The organism is Methylobacillus sp. (assembly GCF_036844465.1).
GTDB lineage: Bacteria > Pseudomonadota > Gammaproteobacteria > Burkholderiales > Methylophilaceae > Methylobacillus.
In genome coordinates this window covers 292,322-311,744 of the sequence record NZ_DAIUFW010000002.1, presented here as the reverse complement: position 1 = coordinate 311,744, position 19,423 = coordinate 292,322, and the positions used below count along the sequence as shown (strand labels likewise).

The 19,423-nt window shown below is 55.5% G+C and carries 20 protein-coding genes; 6 read left to right on the top strand and 14 right to left on the bottom strand.

The window, feature by feature from the left end; all coding sequences use genetic code 11:
- Positions 1–4 precede the first annotated feature (4 nt).
- The 13 genes from V7Z75_RS03840 to V7Z75_RS03780 form a co-directional block, all read right to left on the bottom strand.
- The gene (locus tag V7Z75_RS03840) at positions 5–376 is read right to left on the bottom strand and encodes a PilZ domain-containing protein (protein WP_334107282.1); all 372 of its coding nucleotides are present in this window, start codon (positions 374–376) and stop codon (positions 5–7) included.
- A gap of 17 nt (positions 377–393) precedes the next feature.
- Positions 394–1,404, bottom strand: a complete 1,011-nt coding sequence (holB, locus tag V7Z75_RS03835; RefSeq protein WP_334107281.1) for a DNA polymerase III subunit delta' — start codon at positions 1,402–1,404, stop codon at positions 394–396.
- Positions 1,401–2,015 carry a dTMP kinase gene (tmk, locus tag V7Z75_RS03830; RefSeq protein WP_334107280.1) on the bottom strand — a complete coding sequence of 205 codons (615 nt, stop codon included), beginning with the start codon at positions 2,013–2,015 and terminating at the stop codon, positions 1,401–1,403. The genes holB and tmk overlap by 4 nt, the downstream gene beginning before the upstream one ends.
- Positions 2,005–3,009: an endolytic transglycosylase MltG gene (mltG, locus tag V7Z75_RS03825; protein WP_334107279.1), complete on the bottom strand. Its 1,005-nt coding sequence runs from the start codon at positions 3,007–3,009 to the stop codon at positions 2,005–2,007. Before mltG ends, tmk begins: the two co-directional genes overlap by 11 nt.
- A gap of 1 nt (position 3,010) precedes the next feature.
- The gene (gene pabC / locus V7Z75_RS03820; protein ID WP_334107278.1) at positions 3,011–3,826 is read right to left on the bottom strand and encodes an aminodeoxychorismate lyase; all 816 of its coding nucleotides are present in this window, start codon (positions 3,824–3,826) and stop codon (positions 3,011–3,013) included.
- 328 nt (positions 3,827–4,154) lie between these two features.
- A complete protein-coding gene (fabF, locus tag V7Z75_RS03815; RefSeq protein WP_334107277.1) occupies positions 4,155–5,387 on the bottom strand; it encodes a beta-ketoacyl-ACP synthase II in 1,233 nt (410 codons plus the stop codon).
- A 42-nt stretch (positions 5,388–5,429) separates the two neighbouring features.
- On the bottom strand, positions 5,430–5,666 hold the full coding sequence (acpP, locus tag V7Z75_RS03810) for an acyl carrier protein (protein WP_011479726.1): 237 nt from the start codon (positions 5,664–5,666) through the stop codon (positions 5,430–5,432).
- A gap of 104 nt (positions 5,667–5,770) precedes the next feature.
- Complete coding sequence (gene fabG, locus V7Z75_RS03805) at positions 5,771–6,505, bottom strand: 3-oxoacyl-ACP reductase FabG (RefSeq protein ID WP_334107276.1); 735 nt, start codon at positions 6,503–6,505, stop codon at positions 5,771–5,773.
- 21 nt (positions 6,506–6,526) lie between these two features.
- On the bottom strand, positions 6,527–7,456 hold the full coding sequence (fabD, locus tag V7Z75_RS03800; protein ID WP_334107275.1) for an ACP S-malonyltransferase: 930 nt from the start codon (positions 7,454–7,456) through the stop codon (positions 6,527–6,529).
- A gap of 42 nt (positions 7,457–7,498) precedes the next feature.
- Positions 7,499–8,455, bottom strand: coding sequence for a beta-ketoacyl-ACP synthase III (locus V7Z75_RS03795; protein ID WP_334107274.1), 957 nt, complete (start codon positions 8,453–8,455; stop codon positions 7,499–7,501).
- Between the two features lie 9 nt (positions 8,456–8,464).
- A complete protein-coding gene (gene plsX / locus V7Z75_RS03790; RefSeq protein WP_334107273.1) occupies positions 8,465–9,508 on the bottom strand; it encodes a phosphate acyltransferase PlsX in 1,044 nt (347 codons plus the stop codon).
- A 73-nt stretch (positions 9,509–9,581) separates the two neighbouring features.
- Positions 9,582–9,761 (bottom strand): 50S ribosomal protein L32, encoded by a 180-nt coding sequence (gene rpmF, locus V7Z75_RS03785; RefSeq protein ID WP_230341835.1) that lies wholly within the window; start codon positions 9,759–9,761, stop codon positions 9,582–9,584.
- A gap of 17 nt (positions 9,762–9,778) precedes the next feature.
- Positions 9,779–10,303, bottom strand: a complete 525-nt coding sequence (locus V7Z75_RS03780; protein WP_334107272.1) for a YceD family protein — start codon at positions 10,301–10,303, stop codon at positions 9,779–9,781.
- 73 nt (positions 10,304–10,376) lie between these two features.
- On the opposite strand from V7Z75_RS03780, the gene V7Z75_RS03775 reads away from it, so the two are divergent.
- The 6 genes from V7Z75_RS03775 (at position 10,377) to V7Z75_RS03750 (ending at position 18,205) form a co-directional block, all read left to right on the top strand.
- Positions 10,377–11,795, top strand: coding sequence for an acetyl-CoA carboxylase biotin carboxylase subunit (locus tag V7Z75_RS03775; RefSeq protein WP_334107271.1), 1,419 nt, complete (start codon positions 10,377–10,379; stop codon positions 11,793–11,795).
- Positions 11,796–11,831: 36 nt separating this feature from the next.
- Entirely contained in the window at positions 11,832–13,694 is a 1,863-nt protein-coding gene (gene oadA, locus V7Z75_RS03770; protein WP_334107270.1) for a sodium-extruding oxaloacetate decarboxylase subunit alpha, read from the top strand.
- Between the two features lie 103 nt (positions 13,695–13,797).
- Entirely contained in the window at positions 13,798–14,376 is a 579-nt protein-coding gene (locus tag V7Z75_RS03765) for a Maf family nucleotide pyrophosphatase (RefSeq protein ID WP_334107269.1), read from the top strand.
- Positions 14,377–14,407: 31 nt separating this feature from the next.
- Positions 14,408–15,841, top strand: coding sequence for a DUF4139 domain-containing protein (locus V7Z75_RS03760; protein ID WP_442919862.1), 1,434 nt, complete (start codon positions 14,408–14,410; stop codon positions 15,839–15,841).
- Positions 15,838–16,551 carry an SAM-dependent methyltransferase gene (locus V7Z75_RS03755; RefSeq protein ID WP_334107268.1) on the top strand — a complete coding sequence of 238 codons (714 nt, stop codon included), beginning with the start codon at positions 15,838–15,840 and terminating at the stop codon, positions 16,549–16,551. Before V7Z75_RS03760 ends, V7Z75_RS03755 begins: the two co-directional genes overlap by 4 nt.
- Before the next feature lie 28 nt (positions 16,552–16,579).
- Positions 16,580–18,205, top strand: coding sequence for a Na/Pi cotransporter family protein (locus V7Z75_RS03750; RefSeq protein WP_334107267.1), 1,626 nt, complete (start codon positions 16,580–16,582; stop codon positions 18,203–18,205).
- 19 nt (positions 18,206–18,224) lie between these two features.
- Here the strand turns inward: V7Z75_RS03750 and V7Z75_RS03745 are convergent, their stop codons facing one another.
- Positions 18,225–19,358, bottom strand: a complete 1,134-nt coding sequence (locus tag V7Z75_RS03745) for a methyltransferase (RefSeq protein WP_442919861.1) — start codon at positions 19,356–19,358, stop codon at positions 18,225–18,227.
- Positions 19,359–19,423: the final 65 nt, after the last annotated feature.

Sequence of the window (19,423 nt, the reverse complement as noted above, 5' to 3'; positions counted from 1 at the left end):
TAAATTACATTGTGTGTGTGGGCCGCTGGGATTTCAAGGCGTTGCCCAGCAAGCCTTCGATCTGGTTGCGCGCTTGCAACCCGCCATCTTTCTCGCTCATCTGCACGCCTATCCCCTGCGGGCGGTTGCCATGCACGACGGGGCTGATCCATACCACTCGCCCCGCCACCTTGAGCTTGTCCGGATTATCCAGCAGGCTGAGCAGCAGGAACACCTCATCACCGATATTGAAGGGCTTGTTGGTCGGAATGAACAGCGCCCCCCCTTGAATGAAAGGCATATACGCGGCGTACAGGGCAGCCTTTTCCTTGATGGCAAGCGACATGACGCTGGGCTTGGGGGCTGCCTGCTTTTCCGCAATCTCCTGTTTGCTCATCGTAGCTTCCTGATCCTTTATCTGGAAAACAGCTTGCTGTATTGCAACAGCAAATGCTCAAGCTGCAGTTCATTATTCAGCGGATGGCTGGCTGAACGCCTAGCTTCATCCACCTGTCGCTGGAAGGCCAGCAACGCGCTCAAGTCTACGCTTTTGGCCAGGGCTTGCAAAGCTGCGGCATCACGCGCATGGTAGCGCAACGATACATTCAGCCTGACCGCCAGAAGGTCGTATACCCATTTCTGCAAGGCGACCATCACTTCTTCCATTCCCATCGCGGCAAACTCGGCTGCCGTAGCAAATGGGTCCAGCCTGCCGCCTTGGGCAAGCCGCGCAGCCATTGCCTGCATTCGACCATTGCCAGCGCTAGCTGCATCTACTGCCTGTAACGGCGAACCACCGCTATAGGCCAGCCAATATTGGGCATCCTGCACATTCTGCTGCTGCAACCATGTCAATGCCTCCTCCTCAGTCGGCGCGGGCATTTCCAGTTGCTGGCAACGGCTCATGATAGTGGGCAGCAGGCGCTGGGGATGGCTGGTGACGAGGATGAAAACGATATTGGCAGGCGGTTCCTCCAGCATCTTCAGCAATGCATTGGCGGATGTCTGGTTCAAGGCATCCGCCGGGTGAATCACCACCGCCCGCACGCCATCATTCTGATGGCTGGATAGCTCAAGAAAGCTCGCCAATTCGCGTATCTGCGCAACAGAGATCTGCGAGCTCTTGCGCACAGGCTTTTTGCTGGCAGGCGCAGACTCTCCCGCGTCTGCTGTTTCCTGCTCAGGAGTCAACAGACGGTAATCGGGATGACTTTTCAACTGAAACCAGTTGCAACTGATGCATTGGCCGCACGCATGACCATCAACAGCAGGCGACTGGCACAACAGCGATTGCGCCAACGCATTGGCAAACGCCAGCTTGGCTATCCCCTGCTTGCCCCGCAGCAACAGCGCATGGTGCCTGCGATCGCGCGATTGCTGCAAGCGTTGCCAGGTGCCGGCATGCCAGGGATAACGCTCACTCATCGCTGACAAAAACCATTGATAATTTCAACGACTTCCTGCCGAACTACTTCCAGCGGCCGATTGCCGTCAATCACGCGGAAACGTTGCGGTTGGGCCTCGGCCCGCGCAAGATAGCCGTTGCGGATACGCCTGAAGAAATCGGCGCTTTCGCTCTCAAACTTATCCGGCGCGCGCGCCGCGGCCAATCGCGTCACGCTTACCTCCACCGGTACATCAAACAATAACGTCATATCTGGCTGCAAGCCCTGCTGCACCCAGCTTTCCAGCATCTCCACCTTTTCAGGCGGCACGCCACGGCCGCCACACTGATAGGCAAAGGATGCGTCCGTGAACCGGTCGGACAACACCCATGCGCCACGCGCCAATGCAGGGGCTATTACCTCGGCAATATGCTCGCGCCGCGCGGCGAACATCAGTAGGGTTTCCGTTTCGGCATGCATACGCTGATGCAATAGCAATTCACGTAATTTCTCTCCCAATGGCGTGCCACCGGGCTCACGTGTGGAAACAACCTCTACCCCGCACGTCGTCAGAGTGGCAAGAATACTCTCTATATGCGAGCTCTTGCCCGCGCCATCCATGCCTTCCAGCGTAATGAATTTACCGCGCATTGCCGCCTTTCAGTTGATACCGCACCACTGCGCGGTTATGTTCGCTCAAGGTACGTGAGAATTGATGACTGCCGTCGCCCTTGCCGACAAAGTAGAAAGCGTCGGTCTGCTCAGGATGCAATGCCGCCGTAATGGCGGCCAGCCCTGGCATGGCAATAGGAGTGGGAGGCAAGCCTGCCCGCGTATAAGTATTGAAAGGCGTATCTTTTAATAAGTCGCGCTTGCGCAAATTGCCATCAAATGCCTCACCCATGCCGTAGATCACAGTAGGGTCAGTCTGTAGGCGCATGCCGATGCGCATGCGGTTTAGGAATACCCCGGCGATAGTAGCCCGCTCACTGGCTTTACCTGTTTCCTTCTCCACAATGGAGGCCATAATCAGGGCTTCATAGGGTGTCGCGTAAGGCAGCCCTGGCGCGCGCTGCTCCCAAGCCGCCTGCAAGCGGCCCTGCATGGCAATATAAGCGCGCTTGAGGATATCCTGATCGCTCATGCCCCGACTGAAGAAATAGGTATCCGGGAAGAACAGGCCTTCCGGCGATGATTCCGTAGCGCCGATGTTTTGCATGATTTCCATATCTGTATAAGCCATGGTCAGGTGGCGCACAGATTCATGATTGTTCAGCGCTTGCCGCATCTGGGCAAATGTCCACCCCTCGATGAAGGTGATACTGTCCTGGGTGACATTGCCATTGCTCAAGGTAGTGAAAAGCTCGTAAGGCGTTTGCCCGGATTCCAGCAAATAATTGCCCGCCTTGATGCCGCCGGCCATCTTCATGGCTCTGACCAGCAGAATAAAGCTCCATGGCTCCTCCAGGATGCCTTGCTCTACCAATTGTTGGGAAATCACGCGCAGGTTGCTGCCTGCGCGGATTTCAAACTCGACTGTCTTGGTGGGAAATTGCAGCGGCGTAATGACAAAGTAAGTCATCCATGCGACAAACCCGATAACCAGCACCGTGCCCAATAACAACAGACTTTTCAATATACGCATGCTATTCCTGCAAAACTTGGCGCAACCTGTCAGCCAGCGAAGCTACAGGCCAGGTTTGGCGATTGAAATCCACTACCTGCCAGACACCATAAAGGCTGTTGCACATCAAGACTTCATCCGCCTCCATCAACATATCCAGCGTCAAGGAAGCAATAATGGGGGTCAAGCCAAGGCCGGGGGCAATATCCAGGATGCGCTGACGGGTAATGCCCGCAACACCGCATTGGTGCAGATCGGGCGTGGACAATATTGTACCCGAGCGCACAAAAATATTACTCATCACGCCCTCAACCACCAGGCCGGCCTGGTCCAGCATGACACCCTCGCTGATGGATGGATCACTCCACTCCTGTCTGGCCAGCACGTTTTCCAAACGGTTAAGATGCTTGATGCCAGCCAGCAAGGGTTGATGCGCCAATCTGGTCTGGCAAAAATGCGCCCTAATACCCCTATCAGCATTTTGCGGAGGATAATTCGGCAATGGGCTACGGATGGCGACACGAGTAACATTGTCATGCTCCCCCACCGCATAGCCTCTTTCGCTGACCCCGCGGGTCAGAATGAGTTTAATCACCCCATCTGCCTGATCGGCAAATAATTGTTCAATATCCTCTTGCCAGAGCGTAACTTCCGGGCAGGCAAGCCCAAGGCGTCTGCTATCCTCCGCGAGCTTGGCATAATGCTCTAGCCATGCCGTCGTTTGTCCATTTTTCACTCGGATAGTCCGAAACACGCCGTCACCATAGGCAAACCCACGGTCCAGGGGTGAAATCGCGGCATCGGCCACACCATTGATTAGAAACGTCGCTGTATTCATCGAGATATATAAAATCAACAGCCGCCCATGCTAAAACATCCGCATCAAGTTAGAAAGAAATTCCCTCCACAAAAGCTGTGGATAATTTTGTGGATGAAGTTTGGAAAGACCCGCTAAGCCGCCGTCAGCACTAAGGTTTTCTTGATTCGCCTAATTTTTAGGCATTTAATTTTAACTATATAAATCAAATGCTTATAAAATTATAAATTTTATAGCCATGCATACAGACAAACCTCTGTCAATAGTCGTCCATCTGTGAATAAAGGCCCGTGTACTCCTTGCAGAATATACGGGCCTCATCAGGTTTTCGTTATTGGCAACGTGAGATTTATATTTTACAGAACACCAGGCTACCGTTTGTACCGCCGAAACCGAAGTTGTTTTTCACTGCCACATCAATCTTCAAATCCCTGGCTTCATTCGCGCAGTAATCCAGATCGCATTCTGGATCCTGATTGAAGATATTGATGGTAGGAGGCGATACCTGATGGTAAATGGATAATACGGTGAATACCGATTCCAGGCCGCCCGCACCGCCAAGCAAGTGACCCGTCATCGACTTGGTGGAACTCACCACCAGGTTCTTGGCATGGTCACCAAATGCCGCCTTGATGGCATTGGTTTCATTCACATCGCCCAAAGGTGTGGAAGTGCCATGTGCGTTGACGAACTGTACCTGATCAGGATTGAGCCCCGCGTTCTTCAACGCGTTCACCACCGAACGGCGAGGGCCATCCATGTTGGGCGCTGTCATGTGATAAGCGTCGGCGCTCATGCCATAGCCTGTCAGTTCCGCATAGATCTTGGCGCCACGCTTCTTGGCATGCTCATATTCTTCGAGCACCAGCACACCGGCACCTTCACCAATGACAAAACCATCACGATCAGCGTCCCAAGGACGGCTAGCCGTCGCTGGGTCATCATTACGGGTTGAAAGCGCGCGCGCGGCTGCGAAGCCACCTACGCCCAGTTCAGTAATCGGTGCTTCAGCACCGCCCGCCACCATGACATCGGCATCACCATATTCGATCATGCGGGCTGCGTCGCCAATTGAATGCGTGCCTGTAGTACAAGCAGTTACAATAGCGACATTGGGACCCTTGAACCCATACATGATGGAAAGGTTGCCCGAGATCATATTGATGATGGTGCCAGGAATGAAGAATGGCGAAATCTTGCGAGGGCCGGATTCTTTGTAAATCTTGTCCGTATCCTCGATCAATTGCAGACCACCAATGCCGGAACCAATGGAAACTCCAATCCGCTCGGCATTTTCTTCTGTCACTTCGATGCCCGAATCCTTTACTGCCTCAATTGCGGCTACCATGCCGTACTGGATAAAGGTATCCATACGGCGGGCATCCTTGGCAGGCAGATATTGCGAGACGTCAAAACCTTTTACTTCACCTGCGACTTGCGAGGCGAATGGGGTAGCATCGAACTTGGTAATATTGGTGATACCGGATTGACCGGCCACAAGGTTGGCCCAGGAGGTTGGCACACCGATACCTACCGGTGATACAACGCCCAGGCCAGTCACAACTACCCTACGCTTGGACAAGGCAACTCCAAGAAAAATATCAGAAATGGGGGGAGGGGAAAATTATTTCAGGTTTGCGTTGACGTAGTCGATCGCTTGCTGAACAGTAGTGATTTTTTCGGCTTCTTCGTCAGGAATTTCACAGTCGAATTCTTCTTCCAGCGCCATCACCAATTCCACGGTGTCGAGAGAATCAGCACCCAGATCGTCAACAAAAGAGGATTCGTTTTTTACATCAGCCTCGTTCGCGCCCAGTTGTTCAGAAACGATCTTTTTAACGCGTTGTTCGATGTCAGACATCTAAATATTCCTTTCAAGTTTAAGTCGCTTAAAAAAGCTCGGGCTATTCTATCAAAAGTCCCAAGGATTTCAAAAGCAGAATGATGAAGTATTAAAACCTGCTATCAGGCCATGTACATGCCGCCATTCACATGCAGGGTTTCGCCTGTGATATAGCCTGCTGAAGAGGATGCCAGGAAGGCAACAGTCGCTGCGATATCAGCAACATCGCCAAAACGCCCTGCTGGCACGCGCTTCAATAACTCCTCGCGCACATTTTCGGGTAATTCGCGTGTCATGTCGGTATCGATAAAGCCTGGCGCGACGCAGTTCACGGTAATGCCCCGGCTGCCGACCTCTGCCGCCAGCGAGCGCGTGAACCCTGCCATGCCGGCCTTGGCTGCCGCATAGTTGGCTTGGCCGGGATTGCCCATATGGCCCACCACGGAAGAAATATTGATGATACGGCCGCTCCTCGCCTTCATCATCGGGCGCAGCACCGCCTGCGACATCCGGTAGACGGAAGTAAGGTTGGTCGCGATCACGGCGTCCCAATCCTCGTCCTTCATGCGCATCAATAGGGTGTCGCGCGTGATACCTGCGTTGTTCACCAGGATGCTGACATCGCCAAACTGGCCGGCAATGTTCTTCAATACGGTCTCGACCTGCCCGGCATCATTAACGTCCAACGCCAGGCCAATGCCGCCGTGCGCACTCAACGCCTGAGTAATATTGGCAGCGCCGGACTCACTGGTCGCGGTGCCGACTACCTTGGCACCCTGTTTTGCCAGCTCCTGCGCAATGGCGGCGCCAATACCACGGCTGGCGCCTGTAACAAGTGCAATTTGCCCTTCCAGCATGATTGCCCTCCTCCTTGATAATTATTGTTTGAATTGCGCCTGGGCTTCCGCCAGCGCTTCCTGGTTGACCAATGCGATGCATGGCAGCTCGGCCACCGTGCGCTTGACCAGTCCTGCCAATACCTTGCCAGGGCCGCACTCCGCGCTGGCAGTCACGCCGGAGGCATGCACCGCCTGCACGGTCTCCACCCAGCGCACAGGGCTGTAAAGCTGGCGCACCAAGGCATCCTTGACCTTGGCCGCATCTTCATATGAAGCTACGTCTGCATTATGCAGCACTGGGATTTGGGCGGATACGAAACCCACATCCTTGAGATACTCGGCCAGCTCATCCGCCGCAGGCTTCATCAGGGCGCAATGGGACGGCACGCTGACCGGCAGCAGCAAGGCGCGCTTGGCGCCCTTCGCCTTTGCAGCCTCAATACCGCGCTCAACCGCAGCCTTGTGCCCGGCGATCACGACCTGGCCAGGGGAGTTCAAATTGACTGCTTCCAGCACCTCTCCTTGCGCCGCCTCGGCACAGGCCGCACGGACGGCATCGTCGTCCAGCCCGAGCACGGCCGCCATGGCGCCGACGCCTTCGGCCACGGCACGCTGCATGACGTCGGCACGGAAACGCACCAGAGGCAATGCCGCTTCGTAGGACACGATGCCGGCCGCAACCAGCGCGGTGTATTCGCCCAGGCTATGGCCAGCCAACACGGTCGGCAGTGGCCCGCCCTGGGATTGCCACGCGCGCCATGTCGCAACGCCGGCCGCCAGCATCAACGGTTGGGTATTGGTGGTCTGGTTGATCGCATCGTTGGGCTCGGTCGCCATGCGCCAGAAATCGACACCAAGCGTATCGGAGGCCTCGACGAACGTGTCCTTGATCACGGCAAGGTCGCCAAAGCCCTGCATCATGCCGACGGATTGTGAGCCTTGCCCGGGAAAGAAAAATGCGAAATTCATGAATGCGGCCTTTTTTAGGTCGTAAGGAATCGTTTGAATGAATTAATACTTGAGGAGCACGGAGCCCCAGGTAAAGCCGCCGCCAAATGCTTCCATCAACACGGTTTCACCACGCTTGATGCGCCCGTCGCGCACTGCGACATCCAGGGCCAGCGGCACGGATGCGGCGGAAGTGTTGCCGTGCTTGTCCACGGTTACCACCACCCGGTCCATGTCCATGCCCAGCTTGCGCGCGGTCGACTGCAGGATACGGATATTGGCCTGGTGCGGCACCAGCCAATCGATGTCCGATTTCTGCATGCCGTTGGCCTCCAGCGTTTCATCGACAATGGCGTCCAATGTATTCACCGCGATCTTGAACACGGCGTTGCCTTCCATATGGATGGTCTTTTCCTCGCCGCGGTTGGAAACGCCAGTCGGCACATTGAGCAGTTTTGTGTAGCTGCCGTCGGCGTGCAGATGGGTGGAGATGATGCCCTGCTGGTCGCTGGCACCCAGTACTACCGCGCCGGCGCCGTCCCCCCAGAGGATACAGTTGCTGCGGTCGGTCCAGTCGGTGATACGCGACATGGTCTCGGCGCCCACTACGAGCGCGGTTCGCGCCGCGCCGCTGCGGATGAAATTATCGGCAGTGGCAATCGCATAGATAAAGCCGCTGCATACCGCCTGCACATCGAACGCAGGCGCGCCTGTATTGCCCAGCTTGTGCTGCAGCAGGCAAGCCGTGCTCGGAAACACGCGGTCGGGCGTCGTGGTGGCGACAATGATCAAATCCACGGCATCCGCGGTGACGCCCGCCGCCTCCAGTGCGCGCTGTGCGGCATGGAAGGACAGGTCGCTGGTGAATTCACCCTCGGCGGCAATATGGCGCTGGCGGATGCCGGTACGGGTATAGATCCACTCATCCGTTGTATCGACCATGCGCTCAAGATCAGCATTGGTCAGAATCTTCTCCGGCAAATAGCTGCCGGTTCCCAAGATGCGCGAATAGATGGTCATATGCCCTCTTTATATATTCTCGGCACCCGGCGCAGCGGGCTGCGGCTTGAGGTGCTCGATTTCGAGTTGCTCGGTGATACGGTTCAGGACGCCGTTGCGCGACTCTTCCGCTGCCGCCCGGATCGCATATTGGAACGCCAGGCTGTCTGCGCCGCCGTGGCTCTTTATCACGACACCGCGCAAGCCAAGGAAAGTTGCGCCATTGTAGCGACGGTGGTCCAGTCTGCGCTTGAACGCCTTGAGTACCGGCATGGCGCCCAGCGCCATCAGCTTGGTAAACCAGTTGCGCTTGAACTCCTGCACCAGGAAACGGTTGACCATTTGGGCCAACCCCTCCGAAGTCTTCAGGGCGACATTGCCGACAAAGCCATCACAGACCACGACATCCGTCGTGCCCTTGTAAATATCATTGCCTTCAATATTGCCATAAAAATTCAGATGACTGGCACGCAGCAACTCCCCTGCCTGCTTGACCACCTCATTGCCCTTGATGTCTTCAGAGCCGATATTGAGAAGACCCACCGTCGGGCGCTCCTTGCGCTCAATACAAGACACCAGCATGGCGCCCATGATGGCAAATTGCAGCAAATGCTCTGGCGTGCAGTCGGCATTGGCTCCCAGATCCAACATATATATCTTGCCTTTTTGTGTAGGCAAGACGCCCGCAATCGCGGGTCGGTCAATGCCAGGCAAGGTTTTCAGGACAAAACGCGCAGTTGCCATCAACGCTCCTGTATTGCCGGCGCTAACGCAGGCATTGGCCTCGCCGTTCTTGACGAGGTTAATGGCCACGCGCATGGATGAATCTTTTTTGTTCTTGAGCGCGCTCTGGGGAGATTCGTCCATCGCCACGACTTCACTAGCGTGCTGAATCCTGAGACGCGGGCCAACTGTCGCCTTATTGGACGCCAGCTCTGCCTCTATTACATCCTTCAAGCCAACAAGAATGATATTTAATTGGCTATCCTGCTTGATAGCGTGAAGTGCTGCGGGAATGGTGACATGGGGGCCATGGTCGCCTCCCATTGCGTCGATAGCAACTGTTATGTCCATGCTAACAATCGGAAGTTAGATACAAAAGCGCCAGCCTGGAGGCTGGCGCATATATTTGCATATCCAGAGGATATTACTCGCCCTTGGCTGGCAACACCTTGCGACCACGGTAGTAGCCATTAGGGCTGACGTGGTGACGCAAATGGGTTTCGCCTGTGGTGGGCTCAACTGCCAGCGGCGGGTTGGTCAGGAAGTCGTGGGAACGGTGCATGCCACGCTTGGATGGTGACTTTTTATTCTGTTGAACGGCCATAATGTGCTCCTAGTTAACTAATCGTTTTGGCTTTTGCCAGCTTTGAAACCTTTCAACACAGCAAAAGGACTCGGTTTTTCCAACTCGACCTTGCCCGCATTCTCACACTTTTCATCAGAGTGCTTGGGCGCCAATGGCAAAGTCAGCAATATCTCGTCTTCTACCAGGTCTATCACCGGCATCTGCGTTTCCGCCACCAGGTAATCCACCTCATCGTCATATTCATCTGAATCTGGCGATGGAATCGCATCTTCACTGGTGACGATCACAAAGTCTGCAGCCACATCCAGCGGGTATTCAAATGAATCCAGGCATCGCTGGCAAATCAGTTTCAACACGCCCTGCGCTTCCAGATGGAGCACGGGTTTGCCGGATTCGTCAGTCCTGCCACTCAAGGCGATCTCCAGCGTACCATTGGTATCGGCCAGAATTTCACCCAGGCGAGAAAATCGCAAGAGCGGGATTATATCATGGAATTCCTGCGCTTTTCTTACGAAATCGAGACTATTGATAACGGGCAGATTCATTGCTTGTGCAGTCATAAGCCGCGCATGATATAATTTGAAAGTTTCCCTGTCAAAAATCAGCACCATTTTTCAGGCTTAGGTTTACTTCGTGATCAAAAAAATTCTAATTGCCAACCGGGGCGAAATCGCCGTGCGTATTGTACGCGCCTGCTCAGAGATGGGCATCAAATCCGTTGCCATATATTCAGATGCAGACCGCCATGCACTGCATGTCAAGAAAGCAGACGAAGCCTACAATATCGGGTCAGACCCGGTGCTGGGCTATCTGAATACTCATAATATAGTCAATCTCGCAGTCGCCTCCGGCTGTGACGCCCTGCATCCGGGCTATGGCTTCCTTTCCGAGAATCCAGAGCTCGCAGAAATCTGCGCGCGCCGCGGCATCAAGTTCATCGGACCGGATGCCAAGGTCATTCGCCAGATGGGCGATAAAATCCAGGCCCGTACCGCCATGATCAAGGCAGGCATTCCCTGCGTGCCCGGCAGCGACGGCAATCTGGAAAACCTGGAAGAAGCCCGCAAGCTGGCCAACAAAATCGGCTATCCCGTGATGCTGAAAGCCACCAACGGTGGCGGCGGACGTGGTATTCGGCGTTGTAACGACGAAAAGGAATTGCTTGGCAATTACGACCGCGTTATTTCCGAAGCCAGCAAGGCATTCGGCAAGCCCGAAGTTTTTCTGGAAAAATGCGTGGTCAACCCACGCCATATTGAAGTACAGGTACTCGCGGACAGCCATGGCAATGTTATCCACCTGTTCGAGCGCGACTGTTCGATCCAGCGCCGCAACCAGAAGCTGATCGAGATTGCGCCGTCTCCGCAATTGAGCAAGGCGCAGCGCGAGTATATCGGCAATCTGGCAGTCAAGGCCGCCAAGGCAGTAGGCTACAAGAACGCCGGCACGGTCGAGTTCCTGCTTGATTCCGACAATAACTTCTATTTCATGGAAATGAATACCCGCCTGCAGGTCGAACACACCGTGACGGAGCAGATCACCGGTATCGACATCGTGCAGGAGCAGATCCGCGTCGCTGACGGTCAGCGCCTGCAATACAAGCAGTCGGAAGTGCAGTACCGCGGCTTTGCGATGGAATTCCGCATCAACGCCGAAGACCCCAAGAACGACTTTCTGCCAAGCTTCGGCAAGATCACACGCTACTATGCCCCCGGCGGCCCAGGCATTCGCATGGATGCCGCCATGTATAGCGGCTACGTGATTCCGCCCTATTACGACTCCATGTGCGCCAAACTCACCGTTTGGGCGTTGAATTGGGAGAGCGTGGTAGAGCGTGGTCGCCGCGCACTCAATGACACGGTGGTGTACGGTGTCAAGACGACGATTCCTTATTATCAGGAAATCCTGAAACATCCGGACTTTCGCAATGCGAAGTTCAACACCAGCTTTGTGGAAACCCACCCGGAGCTTGCCAACTATGCGACCCAGTTCCCACCCGAACTGATCGCTGCGGCGATTTCAGCCGCCATTGCTGCCCACGAGGGTATCTGAGGCTTAAATTCAACACCTTGAAGTGGTAAAAAGATTATGGCAAAAGTACATGTAACCGATGTAGTTCTACGTGATGGTCACCAGTCGCTGATCGCGACGCGCATGCGTACCGATGACATGCTGCCCATCTGTTCCAAACTCGATGCAGTCGGCTATTGGTCGCTGGAAGCCTGGGGCGGCGCAACTTTTGATGCTTGTGTACGCTACCTGCGCGAAGACCCCTGGGAGCGCCTGAAGAAACTGCGCAAGGCCCTGCCCAACACGCGCCTCCAGATGCTGCTGCGCGGCCAGAACCTGCTGGGCTATCGTCACTATTCGGATGACGTAGTGCGCGCTTTTGCGCAGAAATCCGCAGATAACGGCATTGACGTGTTCCGTATTTTTGACGCAATGAACGACCTGCGCAATCTCAAGGTATCCATTGAAGCAGTCAAAGCAGTTGGCAAGCACGCAGAAGGCACTATCAGCTACACCACCAGCCCTGCGCACGATATCCCTTACTTCGTCAACCTGGCGAAGGAGTTGGAAAGCTTCGGCTGCGACACCATTGCCATCAAGGACATGGCGAGCCTGCTGACGCCGCAAGTCACTGGCGAGCTGGTCAAGGCACTCCGCGAAGCGGTCAGCTTGCCAATCCACCTGCACGCCCATGCCACTTCCGGCCTGGCCAGCATGTCGATCCAGCGTGCAGTAGACAACGGAGTTGCCATTGTCGATGGCTGCATTTCCTCATTTGCCGAAGGCGCCAGCCTGCCCACTACCGAAAGCATCGTCGCGGCGCTCAAGGGGACCGAATACGATACCGGCCTGGATATCGGCCTGCTGCAGGAAATTTCTGCATACTTCCGTGAAGTGCGCAAGAAGTATTGGCAGTTCGAGAGTGAGTTTACTGGCGTGGATACCCGCGTGCTGGTCAACCAGGTGCCGGGCGGCATGATTTCCAATCTGTCCAACCAGTTGAAAGAACAAGGTGCACTGGATCGCATGGACGCCGTACTGGATGAAATCCCGCGCGTGCGTGAAGACTTGGGCTACCCTCCGCTGGTCACCCCGACTTCACAAATCGTGGGCACCCAGGCCGTACTGAACGTCATCACCGGCGCGCGCTACAAGTCCGTGACCAATGAAGTCAAAAACTACCTGCTCGGCCATTATGGCAAGGCGCCCGCGCCGGTCAATCCAGAAGTACGCATGTTGGCTGTAGGCAATGCCGAAGTCATCGCATGCCGTCCTGCTGACCTGCTCGCTCCGGAAATGGACAAGCTGCGCAATGAGGTGGAAGGCCTGGCCAAGAGCGAGGAGGATGTACTGACTTATGCCATGTTCCCCGACCTGGCCAAGACATTCCTGCAGGAACGCAATGCCGGCACCTTGAAGCCGGAGGTATTGCGCGACAAAGACGAAGCCAGCTCAAACGCATCCCATTCCCGTTTCGCGCCTAGCGAATTTAATGTCACCCTGCATGGTGAAACTTTTCACATCAAGCTCACCGGCAGTGGTCAGCATGGCGAGGACCAGCGTCCCTTCTATGTTTCCGTGGATGGCGTAGCCGAAGAAGTTGTGGTGGAGACACTCAACGAGATTGAAGTCTCTGGCGGCAGTTCCGGCTCTGGCAGCAATGATGCCAAGAAGAAAGCCTCACGCCCCAGCAACGGCAGCAACCGACCACGACCCTCTCATCCGGGTTGCGTCACTACCGCCATGCCTGGCACCATCGTCGAAGTTAAGGTCAAGGTAGGTGACAAGGTGAATGCTGGCGATGCGGTACTGGTGATCGAAGCCATGAAGATGGAAAACGAAATCCAGGCGGCCAAGGCCGGTGTGGTCGTGGCTGTCAATGTTGCCAAGGGCGACAGCGTCACGCCAGATGAAACCCTGCTGGAAATCCAGCCTGACTAAACGCTGGCACTACGCAAAAAAGCCGGGGTTTCCCGGCTTTTTTATTTTTCCTGACGCATGACATCTCGCATGTCAGAATAAACTTTTTGTTTCTCATTTCACTATGCAGTCATTGATTCTTGCCTCCTCATCACCTTATCGCCGCGAATTGCTAGAGCGCTTGCAGTTACCCTTCAGCGTGCTATCCCCCGATATTGACGAAACCCCGCTCGCAGGAGAGCTTCCTGAGCAGACCGCGCTGCGTCTGGCCCAAGCCAAGGCACTCAAGGTGGCCGATATGCATCCTGATGCTTTGATCATCGGCTGTGACCAGGTAGCAACGCTGGATGGCCTGCAACTGGGCAAACCACTGAATCATGAGAACGCTGTCAGGCAATTGACACTGATGCGCGGGCGCAGCGTCATCTTTCACAGCGCGCTCTGCCTCTACAACGCTGCCAACCAGCAAATGCAAACCGATGTCGTGCCTTATACCGTGATCTTCCGCGACTTGAGCAATGCGCAAATCGAGAACTATCTGCGTAGAGAACAGCCATACCAGTGTGCGGGCAGCGCCAAGTCCGAAGGCCTAGGCATTGCCATCATTGCCGCGATGCAGGGCGATGACCCGAATGCGCTGATCGGCCTGCCATTGATCCGCCTGATCGACATGCTCAATAACCAGGGTGTTGCTATCATCTAGTCCAACACCCCATAACAAGGAATTCCCATCCATGATGACCAAACCCACCCTGATTGCGCTTGGCATGGCTGCTGCTTTTCACGCCATGGCCGCCCAGGATGAAATCCGCAGCACGCTGAACGACCAGCAAAGCGTCGCCGTCACGATTTATAACAACGACCTGGCCTTGGTGAAAGACCAACGCAGGGTCAACCTGGACAGCGGGCAGAACGCACTCGCGCTGCGCGACGTCAGCGCCCAGATTCGCCCAGAAACGGCCTTGCTGCGCAGCCTGAATGGTCAATTGCAGACGCTGGAGCAGAATTTCGACTACGACCTGCTGAGCCCGGAAAAGCTGTTGGAAAAATACATCGGCCAAACGGTGCAGGTTATCCGTACCAATCCGGCGACTGGAGTTGAAACCGTGGAATCCGCGCAAGTGCTCGCGGCCAACAACGGCACAGTGCTGAAAATGGGCAACCGCATCGAGACCGGTATTCCTGGCAGGATTGTATATCCTGACGTGCCGGAAAATCTCAGGGATCGCCCGACCCTGGTGACCACGCTCATCAGCAAGCAATCCGGCCCACAAGATATTGAATTGAGCTACCTGACGCACGGCCTGGGCTGGAAGGCGGACTATGTGGCTGAGCTGAATGCCGCAGAAAACCGCCTGGATTTGTCCGGCTGGGTGACCTTGTCCAACGCCAGCGGCACCGCCTACCGCAATGCCAAACTGCAACTCGTCGCTGGCGATGTGAACCAGGTAGCGCAAGCCCGTCCCGTCCCCATGGCTGCAATGCGCAAAAATGAGATGATGGTCGCGGATGCCATGCCTGCCATGACGGAAGAATCCCTGCTTGAATATCATCTTTACTCGCTGGAGCGTCCGACAACCTTGGCTGAAAACCAGACCAAGCAGGTAGCCCTGCTCAGCGCCCAGGCTATTCCCGTCCGCAAGGAGCTGGTCTTGAGGGGCTCTCCTTATTATTACCAATCCAGCCAAGGGGATCTCGGGCAGAAACTGAAGGCAGGCGTGTTCGTCGAGTTCGACAACAAGGAAAGCGCGAGCCTGGGCAAGCCCCTCCCCAAGGGCATCATGCGCGTGTACAAGAAAGACAGCCAAGGCAATGCCCAGTTTGTCGGTGAGGACAGGATAGACCACACCGCCAAGAACGAAACCGTGCGCCTCAAGCTGGGCGAGGCATTTGACGTCACCGCAAACAAGAAGCAGACGGACTTCAAAAAGCTTCCCAATCCCGCAAAAGGCAACAGCCAGTTCGAGAGCGCCTATGAAATCGTCATCAAGAACGCCAAGGCCGAACCCGTCAAGGTCAAGGTGGTGGAACCCATCCCTGGCGACTGGAGCTTGTTGAGCCAAAGCCATCCATCCAGCAAAAGCAGCAGCAACACCGCTACCTGGAACCTGGCAGTACCAGCCGAAAGCAGCGTGACGCTCACTTACAGGGTACAGGTGAAATATTGAGCACTGGCACACTTTACATGCTCCCGGTCACGCTGGGCGCGGACAATCTAGAGCAGGTGTTGCCGCAGGAGGTGATCCAGCTGGCGCAAACGCTGGACACCTTCATCGTGGAAAATGAAAAAACCGCGCGGCGTTTTCTCAGCCTGGTCAAGACTGTGAAACCAGTTCGCGAGTTGACCTTGCTCACGCTCAATGAACATACGATAGACGCAGAGTTGCCCGCCTTGTTGGCTCCCCTGTTGGCTGGCAAAAACATCGGTTTGATGTCCGAAGCCGGCTGCCCCGGCGTTGCCGATCCTGGCGCGCGGCTGGCAGCGCTGGCACACCAGAAAAATATCCGTGTCGCGCCCCTGGTCGGTCCTTCTTCCATCCTGCTTGCGCTCATGGGATCAGGTTTCAATGGCCAACGCTTCACCTTTCTCGGCTACCTGCCCAGCGACAAGCAGGCGCGGATCCAGAAGCTGAAGGAAATCGAGCGCCATTCACGGCAGTACAAGGAAACGCAGATATTCATCGAGACTCCTTACCGCAATCAGCACCTGCTGGAAGATATGCTCGCCCATTGCAGTGGCGAGACCAAATTGTGCATCGCGCGCAACATCAGCTTACCGACCGAACTGGTCATCAGCCGCCCCATACGGGACTGGAAAACTTCTGAATTGCCGGAATTGCACAAACAGCCGACAGTGTTTTTACTGTTCGCTGGCTGAATACGATAGAGAGGTATAAACAACATTCATGTGGTCTGATCTTTTCATGGGGCTCGGGGCCGTCGGCCTCATGCTGCTGGGTATAGACTGGATGACGCGCGGCCTCAAGAGAGCTGCAGGCCCCAGTTTCATGCAGATATTGCAGCGTTGGACAAGCACGCCTCTGCAAGGCATTTTCATTGGCGGCATCAGCACGCTGGCGGTGCAATCTTCGGCTGCCATCACCGTGACTGTCGTCGGCTTCGCCAATGCCAATATTCTCTCACTCTCCGCCGCCGCTTTTGTGATTTACGGCAGCAATCTCGGCAGCTCATTAAGCGCATGGATGGTGGCTGTGGTGGGCGGCAGCTTCAAGATGGATGGCCTTGCCCTGCCCATCCTGGGGATGACTGTCATACTCAAGCTATTCAGTAAACAATCCCGCAGTCAGGGTATTGGCGAGGCCTTGACCGGCATCGCCCTGCTATTTCTCGGGCTGAGCTACCTGAAGCTCAGCTTCGATTCGGTATTCGTCAATGTGGATTTCGCCTACCTCACCAGCCTGGGTGTTGCCGGCCTGTTGCTTTCCATGCTCGCAGGCATCCTGCTCACCGTTGCAATGCAATCCTCGCTGGCAGTGGTAGCCCTGGTCGTCACGGCAGTCTCTACAGGCTCAGTGCCGCTGGAGGTCGGCGCGGCAGTCGTTATCGGCTCCAATGTCGGCACCACATCGACAGCCCTGCTGGCTACCTTGTCTGCCACCGCCACTGCCAAACGCGTGGCAAGCCTGCATGTGCTGTTCAACGTCCTCACAGCCATCGTGGCCATGCTGGCCCTCAAACCGCTGCTCTGGGGAGTCCAGGGCATTGCCCTGTTCGTGTTCCGCGATACCCAGCCAGAGTTTATCCTGGCCCTGTTCCATACCGTGTTCAATGCGCTGGGGGTAGTGCTCATGTATCCATTGACTCCGCCGCTGATACGCTGGCTGGAAACCAGGTTCAAGCCGCCCACACCAGTGACTTCATTCACACTGGACCAATCCAGTCTGGCGATTCCCAGCCTGGCGATCAAGACCATGAGCCTGGAGGGCATGCGGGCCGGACAATTGATCGCACGCCAAGCACTGATGATGGGACAACAACATAAGCTGGATAGCCAATTGTTGGAAGACAACAAGCAGATATTGCAGAACCTGCATCTCTATATTGCCAAACTGGCACAGCAGGATATGTCGGCAAAAGAAGCCGAATTGCTCCACCAATTGGTGCAAAACCAATTGCGTCTTTCCATGGCGTTGCAACAACTCCCAGGCCTTGCACGCCACCTTACCCAGGACCCTTCCGCCTTTGATCTGGAAATTCCGTATTGGCAATCCCTGAGCAACAGCCCTCTGCCACCTGATCCGGTGGCATTACGCAATGCTTACCGACAATTCGTCCATGACCGCCAGCAGAGAAAACAACTGATTGTCCAGGATGTGCTGCATGAGCGTATTGGCCAGGAATCTGGCGGAGATGACTTTCTCAAGCTGGCGGAAACCCGCCGTTTCAATCAGCAACTGACCAAGGCCCTGCTGGCATTTATCAAGCTACAGTCCAGCTTTGACAAACAGACCAAGCGGACTAAAGAAACACCGCCAGACACTGCAGACGAGACAGAAACACTGCTGCAATAAACAAAAACCACGCCTGCGGCTAGGCAGCCACCAGCCGCCATAGCGAAGTCACCTCAGCACGCCTGGCCTGATGCAGGGGATCAGAAGCATCATTTGCCCGGGAGTGGCGTGGCTGGATATCCAGGCGCTCCAGCACCCGAAGCCCTGCGCGTTCAATCATATCCAGCAATTGCTGGCGCGTGCGCAACCCTAGTCGCTCAGCGATATCCGACAAGATCAGCCATGCCTCTCCACCAGGACTCAAATGGACCGTCACTCCATTCAGGAACCCTTTCAGCATCGCGCTATCGGGGTCGTAAATTGCGTATTCGATTGCAGCATTGGCCTTGGCAGGAATCCATGGTGGATTGCACACGATGAGCGGCGCTTTTCCTGTCGGGAAGAGGTTGCATTCCAGCACCTCGACCTGTTGTTCCAATCCCAGCCTTTGCATATTGTCGCGCGCACAGGCCAATGCCCGCGCATCCTGATCAGTGGCAATGACTTTTTTCACACCCCGCTTTGCCAATATCGCCGCCAGCACGCCACTGCCGGTACCGATATCGAATGCCAAGGTATCCGCAGACAAAGGAACCTGGGCCACCAGGTCAACATACTCGCCGCGCACAGGCGAAAACACGCCGTAATGCGGATGAATGCGCGCTTCCAAGGCAGGTACATCAACTCCTTTCTTGCGCCACTCATATGCCCCCACCACACCCTGCAACTCCCGCAGGGAAACCAGTGACACTTGTCCGGCAACACCATAAGCCTGCAGGCAAGCCTCTCGCACTTCTGGCGCGCGCCGCAAGGCAATGTCATAGTCCCCGTCCAGCTCCACCACCAACATACCAAGTACTCGCGCCCGTTGCGCCTGCGCCTGCCGATGTAGGTGAAAAGCCTCCAATGGCTGGCTGGAAGTCTTGGCTGGTTTACGGTCTATCCTGCGCGCCATCGCCTGCAACAATTGACGCGCATTCTGGAAATCGCCGCGCCACACCAAGGCCGTGCCCTCGCATGCCAGGCGATACGCCTGATCTGCCTTGATCGCATCATCGACCACCTGTACACGCACAGGTGGCTTGCTATGGTTTTCCGAGCGCCACAGCGCCTGGCGCGGTTGCAACCCTTCCTGCCAATAGACAAGCGGAGTTTCAGGAGACAATCTATCCAAGCGAGAACTTTCCATGTATGTCATACGTCATTAAATTGCAAAATCCAAACAACCCGGGTCATTAT

Bases quoted from the DNA above. Each gene is read 5' to 3' on its own strand.
- V7Z75_RS03840 (WP_334107282.1), bottom strand. From the start codon at position 376: ATGAGCAAACAGGAGATTGCGGAAAAGCAGGCAGCCCCCAAGCCCAGC.
- holB (WP_334107281.1), bottom strand. From the start codon at position 1,404: ATGAGTGAGCGTTATCCCTGGCATGCCGGCACCTGGCAACGCTTGCAG.
- tmk (WP_334107280.1), bottom strand. From the start codon at position 2,015: ATGCGCGGTAAATTCATTACGCTGGAAGGCATGGATGGCGCGGGCAAG.
- mltG (WP_334107279.1), bottom strand. From the start codon at position 3,009: ATGCGTATATTGAAAAGTCTGTTGTTATTGGGCACGGTGCTGGTTATC.
- pabC (WP_334107278.1), bottom strand. From the start codon at position 3,826: ATGAATACAGCGACGTTTCTAATCAATGGTGTGGCCGATGCCGCGATT.
- acpP (WP_011479726.1), bottom strand. From the start codon at position 5,666: ATGTCTGACATCGAACAACGCGTTAAAAAGATCGTTTCTGAACAACTG.
- fabG (WP_334107276.1), bottom strand. From the start codon at position 6,505: ATGCTGGAAGGGCAAATTGCACTTGTTACAGGCGCCAGCCGTGGTATT.
- fabD (WP_334107275.1), bottom strand. From the start codon at position 7,456: ATGAATTTCGCATTTTTCTTTCCCGGGCAAGGCTCACAATCCGTCGGC.
- V7Z75_RS03795 (WP_334107274.1), bottom strand. From the start codon at position 8,455: ATGACCATCTATTCGCGCATCTTGGGAACCGGCAGCTATTTGCCGGAG.
- plsX (WP_334107273.1), bottom strand. From the start codon at position 9,508: ATGGACATAACAGTTGCTATCGACGCAATGGGAGGCGACCATGGCCCC.
- rpmF (WP_230341835.1), bottom strand. From the start codon at position 9,761: ATGGCCGTTCAACAGAATAAAAAGTCACCATCCAAGCGTGGCATGCAC.
- V7Z75_RS03780 (WP_334107272.1), bottom strand. From the start codon at position 10,303: ATGACTGCACAAGCAATGAATCTGCCCGTTATCAATAGTCTCGATTTC.
- oadA (WP_334107270.1), top strand. From the start codon at position 11,832: ATGGCAAAAGTACATGTAACCGATGTAGTTCTACGTGATGGTCACCAG.
- V7Z75_RS03765 (WP_334107269.1), top strand. From the start codon at position 13,798: ATGCAGTCATTGATTCTTGCCTCCTCATCACCTTATCGCCGCGAATTG.
- V7Z75_RS03760 (WP_442919862.1), top strand. From the start codon at position 14,408: ATGATGACCAAACCCACCCTGATTGCGCTTGGCATGGCTGCTGCTTTT.
- V7Z75_RS03750 (WP_334107267.1), top strand. From the start codon at position 16,580: ATGTGGTCTGATCTTTTCATGGGGCTCGGGGCCGTCGGCCTCATGCTG.